10 protein-coding genes and 2 pseudogenes are annotated in these 6000 nt (G+C 48.5%); 9 read left to right on the plus strand and 3 right to left on the minus strand.

The annotated features are described in order from the left end of the window. Positions 1–11: 11 nt before the first annotated feature. The 3 genes and pseudogenes from DW082_RS11845 to DW082_RS15535 form a co-directional block, all read right to left on the minus strand. On the minus strand, positions 12–590 hold the full coding sequence (locus DW082_RS11845) for a PepSY-associated TM helix domain-containing protein (protein WP_259335621.1): 579 nt from the start codon (positions 588–590) through the stop codon (positions 12–14). A gap of 2 nt (positions 591–592) precedes the next feature. Further along, entirely contained in the window at positions 593–1036 is a 444-nt protein-coding gene (locus DW082_RS11850; protein ID WP_147387030.1) for a hypothetical protein, read from the minus strand. 238 nt (positions 1037–1274) lie between these two features. Then, positions 1275–1464 (minus strand): annotated as a pseudogene (locus DW082_RS15535) (hypothetical protein). 665 nt (positions 1465–2129) lie between these two features. On the opposite strand from DW082_RS15535, the gene DW082_RS11870 reads away from it, so the two are divergent. The 9 genes and pseudogenes from DW082_RS11870 (at position 2130) to DW082_RS11910 (ending at position 5815) form a co-directional block, all read left to right on the plus strand. Further along, entirely contained in the window at positions 2130–2345 is a 216-nt protein-coding gene (locus DW082_RS11870) for a hypothetical protein (RefSeq protein WP_002560959.1), read from the plus strand. Positions 2346–2356: 11 nt separating this feature from the next. Continuing rightward, positions 2357–2578 (plus strand): hypothetical protein, encoded by a 222-nt coding sequence (locus DW082_RS11875; protein ID WP_002560960.1) that lies wholly within the window; start codon positions 2357–2359, stop codon positions 2576–2578. 13 nt (positions 2579–2591) lie between these two features. Further along, positions 2592–3008 carry a PcfK-like family protein gene (locus tag DW082_RS11880; RefSeq protein WP_002560961.1) on the plus strand — a complete coding sequence of 139 codons (417 nt, stop codon included), beginning with the start codon at positions 2592–2594 and terminating at the stop codon, positions 3006–3008. Beyond that, positions 3005–4336 (plus strand): PcfJ domain-containing protein, encoded by a 1332-nt coding sequence (locus DW082_RS11885; protein WP_002560962.1) that lies wholly within the window; start codon positions 3005–3007, stop codon positions 4334–4336. Before DW082_RS11880 ends, DW082_RS11885 begins: the two co-directional genes overlap by 4 nt. 24 nt (positions 4337–4360) lie before the next feature. Beyond that, positions 4361–4618 (plus strand): hypothetical protein, encoded by a 258-nt coding sequence (locus tag DW082_RS11890; RefSeq protein ID WP_002560963.1) that lies wholly within the window; start codon positions 4361–4363, stop codon positions 4616–4618. A gap of 19 nt (positions 4619–4637) precedes the next feature. After that, positions 4638–4868, plus strand: a complete 231-nt coding sequence (locus DW082_RS11895; RefSeq protein WP_002560964.1) for a DUF3873 domain-containing protein — start codon at positions 4638–4640, stop codon at positions 4866–4868. Beyond that, positions 4865–5109: pseudogene (locus tag DW082_RS11900) on the plus strand (DUF6956 domain-containing protein). The gene DW082_RS11895 and the pseudogene DW082_RS11900 overlap by 4 nt, the downstream one beginning before the upstream one ends. A 53-nt stretch (positions 5110–5162) precedes the next feature. Next, a complete protein-coding gene (locus DW082_RS11905; protein WP_002560966.1) occupies positions 5163–5471 on the plus strand; it encodes a hypothetical protein in 309 nt (102 codons plus the stop codon). Positions 5472–5593: 122 nt separating this feature from the next. Continuing rightward, on the plus strand, positions 5594–5815 hold the full coding sequence (locus tag DW082_RS11910) for a hypothetical protein (RefSeq protein WP_004356138.1): 222 nt from the start codon (positions 5594–5596) through the stop codon (positions 5813–5815). Positions 5816–6000 lie beyond the last annotated feature (185 nt).

Here is a 6000-nt window from a genome sequence, read left to right on the forward strand (position 1 = left end):
TCACTCTAAACCTATGAAAAAACGATAAACAAAAGCGGAAACAGAATGCCTGCCACCAGCTCGATTCCTCCCCGGCCCCAAAGGCCCTTGCCGCCATGCACCATCACGAGGCCCGTTAGCGTAATCAGTACGAGCGATCCGGCGAACACGTCGGAAAACACGGTCCACCAGCGGCCCGGATTGTAATGCAGACGGTTCATAACGCTCAACAGCGGACGCTTTTTAACCGATTCGTAGACGGCCTCGCCGGTACGCATGTCGACCACCAGCGACGACCCGCCTCGGATAAACGCTTTCATATGGGTTGAATCCGGAAAATAGTGCTTCGTGTATGCTGTGGCCTCGCCCAGCGGCTCGAGTATCGACAACACGTAATTCTTCGTGTAGTCGTGTTCGCTTTTCGGGAACGTTCCTTCGGTACGGAAGCGGTGTTGGCGGATCGCGTATTCGGCGTTGAAGTCGTGTTTATGGTTGAGCGTAAATCCCGATATCGCGTAGATCAGCACGATCCCCCCGAAAAAGAATGACAAGTCGCGGTGCACCGCACGGCTCCAGCGCCGGATGCGGGACATGATTTTGCGTTCGGGCATAATTACTGAATTTCGTACCTATCCGCTTCGATATAATAAACGGAAAGGTAGTTTTTACCCTCTTTCTTGTTACGTTCGGCTATGCGCGCGCGGTATTTGTCGAGCCGCGTTTGTAACCGACCGAAATCGGCCTGGGCAGTTTCTTGCTCGGCGGCAGCGGCGCTCTCGCACCGTTCGGCGGCCTGGTCGGCCCACTGCTGTAGGTAATCCTCGTCGATGCGCTGCTCCATGATGCGGCCTTCGACGCGAACGATCGCATGTACCGCCCCGGCATCGAACATACCGATCGATTCCCCGGACTCGATGCGTAGTGTTTTCGTCGAATCGTCCCCGGTCAGGAACAACTTGCGACCGCATTTTTTACAGATCGTTTTGCAGAATCCTTCGACGACTACGCTATCGCCTATCCTGTCGCCGGCTACGGCGAGCAGGCTGTCTACCGTCATAGGTACGGCTTCGGCTGTTTTCGTATTCGATCCCGAACCGCAACCGGCCATATACATGGCTGCCAAAAACAGTAAAATTGCAGCGTGAAGTTACGAAAAGAGTGTAATTTATTGAAAATGAGCGTAGGTTAATTGCTCTTGATAGTAATAGGTTACGATTTAGTTAGTTATCTACTGCATTATCCTTCTGCGCGTCGCGTAACCTTCAAAGAACTCTTTGTATGCAAAAGTAGCTATTTTATCCGAGATTTTGATATAAACTCCCGGATTTTTTATCACCTCATTCATTAGTTTTTCCGTAAAAGCGGTATTGTTCGTCGGAACACCATTGCCCAAAACGAGTTTAGAACAAACGTGTGCCGACTACCGCATAGCCAGAGAAAAGGGCATTGCCTCACGCCTAAACGATGTTTAGACTGATGAAGCAATGCCCCTTTCTTTTGCGTCTATGCCAAGAGGTGCTTTTACGGGCTACCAGATGATTTTTCTTTTTTAGCTGTTTTTTGTGCCGGAAGCGGAAAGTGAATGCAGAGAGTGTCAGCCTGCCCCATAAATGAAACAAGCGGCCACACACAGCGGGCAATCCGGGAAGAATGATTGTTGCCACCCGGCTGGACAAGTCCCGTCGGATCGGAAAACAATCATACTCCCTTTGTTGTGGTTTGCCCTTTTCACGCTTCCGGTGATGTCTTTTTCCTTTTGGTGATTCCTTTTTTACGGATTTTCCCCTGAAGTTTTTTCTACCCAATCTGCCTCTGGTTTCGTTTACCTCCATTTTGCGCCTTTCAGTGAGCCGCATCAGTCAGTCATTTTCGTTCAGGGCGCAAAGGTAATTCCGGGATTGGACGGGAAAGCAAGGTCAAGCCTCCTGTTTTCTGCGGAAATCTCCAGCCCTTCGGGTAGTATTTCCCCGAAAACCTTGCATTCCCTAATCCCTACCTTTTCAAGCACCCGAAACGAAAACGACCGATGCGACAGAAAGACGCATAAAAAAAATGTCGGATAAACGAGAGGCAGATAAGATAGTTTGAAACTCAACTCCCTCAGCTCTTGAATCCGCATAAAAAACAAAAAAATCAAAAACAGCGAAGATATGACGGCAACGGCAAATTTCAGACAAGTGGCGCAATACATCGGGTTGGCGATATGCGGCTTGATGATGCGCACCGCCTTCGGGGTGTTCGGCATCCTTTGGGACATCATCAGAGAGATTATAAACGGAGTGTTCCGAGTGGCGATAGGTGTAATCGTGGCTATCCTTTCCACCATTGCCTACTTCGGCTTCATCCTTTGGTTATTCACCCTTTAACCCTTACCGACATGGCAAAGAGAAACAGCAAGACGGTAGCGCAGCAGTGCAGATATTACGAGGTGGACAACATCTTCGTGTATATGGTGGAAACGTACATCAACGGTAATTTTGAAACTTTCCGAAGATTGTACCACGAACTGAACAAGGACACACGGAGGGACTTCATGGACTTCCTTCTCAGCGAGGTAGAGCCGACCTATTGGAGAGAGAGACTTAAACAGACAATCTAAAAACGACAGCGATATGAAAGGAACAGACCATTTCAAAAGAACGATACAAATGTATCTGGAACAGCGGGCGGAGGAAGATACGCTCTTTGCGAAGAAGTACCGCAACCCTGCCAAAAACATAGACGAGTGCGTGACCCACATTCTGAACTATGTGCAGAAAAGCGGTTGCAGCGGCTTCACGGACGGAGAGATATTCGGGCAAGCCATCCACTACTATGAGGAAAACGAGATAGAGGTGGGCAAACCTATGAACTGCCAAGTGGTGGTGAACCATGTTGTGGAACTCACGGAAGAGGAAAAGGCGGAGGCACGTCAGAACGCAGCTCGCAGATACCAAGAGGAGGAACTCCGCAAGTTGCAAAACCGCAACAGACCGCCAGCGAGAAAAGTAACCCAATCCCAACCCTCATTATTTGATTTAGGCTTATGAAACCGAAGACCAAGATACAGAAAAAGGTGGCAAGACTTTCAGCCAACCTTCGCCCCATATCAGCGACACAAATAGATTGGGCATACCGCCACTGTATTGAACATATCGGCTACCGCACCAAGAAAGGGAACATTACCTGCTCCGACTGCGGTCACGAGTGGTACAGCAACAGCGTACTGTGCGACACCCTTGAAGGCTGTACCTGCCCCAAATGCTATGCCAAACTCAAAGTGCAGGACACACGCAAACGTATCTACAAGGAAACGCAGTATTTCAGCGTGATAACCACCTGCAAAGGCTATCAGGTAATCCGTGTGGCGCAGGTCAGATGCGAGAGCAGGAAAGGCGAGCCGATGCACTTCTATTGCCACGAGGTTGTGCAGCGTTGGATTTCACCCGACGGTAAGGTTACGGACATGGCGTTGCTCCGTGGCTTCACATTCTATTACTGCGATGTATGGGCATTGTGCAGCGCGATGGAGATAAGACCGCACAACAGCCTATACGATGATGTTGTGGCAAGAAGCTGTGCATATCCTAAGATGAGGGTATTACCCCAACTCAGACGCAACGGCTTCAAGGGCGATTTCCACGGCATTTCCCCCGTGCGTCTTTTCAAAGCCTTGCTTTCAGACCCAAGAATTGAAACCCTTATGAAAGGCGATGAGATTGAGGTCATGAAACACTTTCTTTTCAATGCCCGTACTGCCGATGAATGCTGGGCATCATATCTGATTGCCAAGCGTCACAAGTATCGGATAGACAACTTCTCCATGTGGTGCGACTATCTGCGTATGCTCAACAAACTCGGTCAAGACCTCCGCAACCCGAAGAACATCTGCCCCGAAGATTTCATGGCGGCACACGACAACGCAACTCGAAAGATTGAAGCCATACACGAGAAGGAACGGGCCGAACAACGCCGCCGCTGGGAGATTGAAAGGCGTGAGCGTGAACAACAGCGGCAACTGCAAAGGGAAAAAGATGCGGAGGATTTCATTGCCAACAAATCCAAATTCTTCGGATTGGTAATCACTGACGAGGAAATAATCGTCAAGGTACTTGAAAGCATAGACGAGTATTACAGCGAGGGCAAGGCACAGAACATCTGCGTGTTCGGCAGTGAATACTACAAGAAAGCCGACACCCTCATACTCTCGGCAAGGATTGGCGGTGAGATAATTGAAACCGTAGAGGTGGATTTGCGGACACTCAAGGTGGTGCAGTGCCACGGCAAGTACAACCAAGACACCGAATACCACGAGCGCATCATAGACCTTGTGAACAAGAACGCCAACCTTATCCGTGAGCGGATGAAAGCGGCATAGCATAAACCCTAAAACAACATTGATATGGAAGTAAGAATCGAAAGCATGATTTGTGTGTGGGACGATAAAATCCCCACCTTGTTCCTTGAATTTGTAAATCTCCTCACTCTCTCAACAAGTGAGGAGGGATTAAGAAAGAGCGTAAAGGAGTTTGCCGAGAAGCACGAACTTGACAAGTTTTTCCTTTACGGCTTCGGCTCTCACCATTTCTACCTGCACCAACGCTACACGAGCAACCCCGAAATAGTGATGAAGAACAGAGTTCTGTCAGTACATTTTTAATCATCTAAAAAGCAACATTATGGCAACACGAATGACCATCAACGGAGTAAGCACCTGTACGGAAGCAGGGACGGAGAAATATGAGCGTTTCCAATCGGGTATCGGCAGACGCAAGCGGACACTTGTGCAGTACGACTACCGCCATACGGACGGAGAACTGTTCACTTGTGTCAAACCCACATTGGACGAGTGCCGAACCGCAAGGAACAAGTGGCTGAACGCAAAGCAGGGAAAGGAGGGCAACCGATGAACACGACCTATCAAACGCTGATAGTCAAATTCAGCGAACCTATCGCGGCATTGGACGGTATCTTTGACGATGCCCAAGCGTGGGGAACGGACACCCTCAAAGGTGGATAGATGATTACGAAAGCACACGTTTCACCGCCACCGACAGCCATACGGCAGTCATCACGAGCGAGTACAATATGGAGTGTGTGAAGGAGTGGCTGCAACGGCAGACACCCATTGCCGAGATGCGAGAATTTTGAACAAGTTGGCGGTGTCCGCACCGCCAGCACTTAAAACCCTAAAAACAACGAATATGATAGCACAGACGATATTACAGCAGATAGGTGGAAAACGCTTTACCGCCATGACAGGTAGCCGAGATTACATCAATATGGGCAACGGCTTACGGATGAGCCTTGCAAGGAACAAGACAAGTGCCAACCGCCTTGACATCATCTATGATGCGGGGGCAGATCTCTACAATATGCGCTTCTACCGCAGGACATTCAGCAAAAAGACATTCGAGTGCAGGACGAAGGACATTGCCGTACACGAGGGTATCTATTTTGATATGCTGGAGGAAATGTTCACGATGGTGACGGGACTTTACACACGCTTTTAAGAAGAGGAACGGGCGGTAAAATCGCCGCCCGCTACTTTTGTCAGTGAGCAGTGGGCGGCACAAAAGTAGCAAAAAGCCCAAGTTCCAATCTGTGATACAATTTACAAAAACAAGTTTTAATCATGGAAGCAATCAGACAGAACGGAAAAATCATCTTGCACAGCAACGACGGCATAAGCATAAAGATGATTTTCAGAAACCTTACGGGAAGGAATTTTCAAGGTCAGGAGTATGCGGACTATATTAGCCACATCGCAATTGGGAGCATGGGGTTTACGCCCGGTAGCATTGAGCATTGCAGGGACGGTGGCGTGATAGACACGGGAACAATCCCGAATGTATGAAAAGCGGAAAATCCAATGAAGTTGGCGGCTTCATCGGATTTTTCCGAAATAATCATTAAGTATTTTAATTTTGAAATGTTTTTTGTAAGAATGTTAGTAGTTTAGACATATCTTCCTTTCGATATATCATTTCACAAACTTTTGAACAAATACATTTTCTTCTATTCCTTGTTCTTTTAAGTTTT

Source organism: Alistipes sp. AF48-12, from assembly GCF_003477565.1.
GTDB lineage: Bacteria > Bacteroidota > Bacteroidia > Bacteroidales > Rikenellaceae > Alistipes_A > Alistipes_A hominis.

Bases quoted from the DNA above. Each gene is read 5' to 3' on its own strand.
- DW082_RS11845 (WP_259335621.1), bottom strand. From the start codon at position 590: ATGCCCGAACGCAAAATCATGTCCCGCATCCGGCGCTGGAGCCGTGCG.
- DW082_RS11850 (WP_147387030.1), bottom strand. From the start codon at position 1,036: ATGACGGTAGACAGCCTGCTCGCCGTAGCCGGCGACAGGATAGGCGAT.
- DW082_RS11870 (WP_002560959.1), top strand. From the start codon at position 2,130: ATGACGGCAACGGCAAATTTCAGACAAGTGGCGCAATACATCGGGTTG.
- DW082_RS11875 (WP_002560960.1), top strand. From the start codon at position 2,357: ATGGCAAAGAGAAACAGCAAGACGGTAGCGCAGCAGTGCAGATATTAC.
- DW082_RS11880 (WP_002560961.1), top strand. From the start codon at position 2,592: ATGAAAGGAACAGACCATTTCAAAAGAACGATACAAATGTATCTGGAA.
- DW082_RS11885 (WP_002560962.1), top strand. From the start codon at position 3,005: ATGAAACCGAAGACCAAGATACAGAAAAAGGTGGCAAGACTTTCAGCC.
- DW082_RS11890 (WP_002560963.1), top strand. From the start codon at position 4,361: ATGGAAGTAAGAATCGAAAGCATGATTTGTGTGTGGGACGATAAAATC.
- DW082_RS11895 (WP_002560964.1), top strand. From the start codon at position 4,638: ATGGCAACACGAATGACCATCAACGGAGTAAGCACCTGTACGGAAGCA.
- DW082_RS11905 (WP_002560966.1), top strand. From the start codon at position 5,163: ATGATAGCACAGACGATATTACAGCAGATAGGTGGAAAACGCTTTACC.
- DW082_RS11910 (WP_004356138.1), top strand. From the start codon at position 5,594: ATGGAAGCAATCAGACAGAACGGAAAAATCATCTTGCACAGCAACGAC.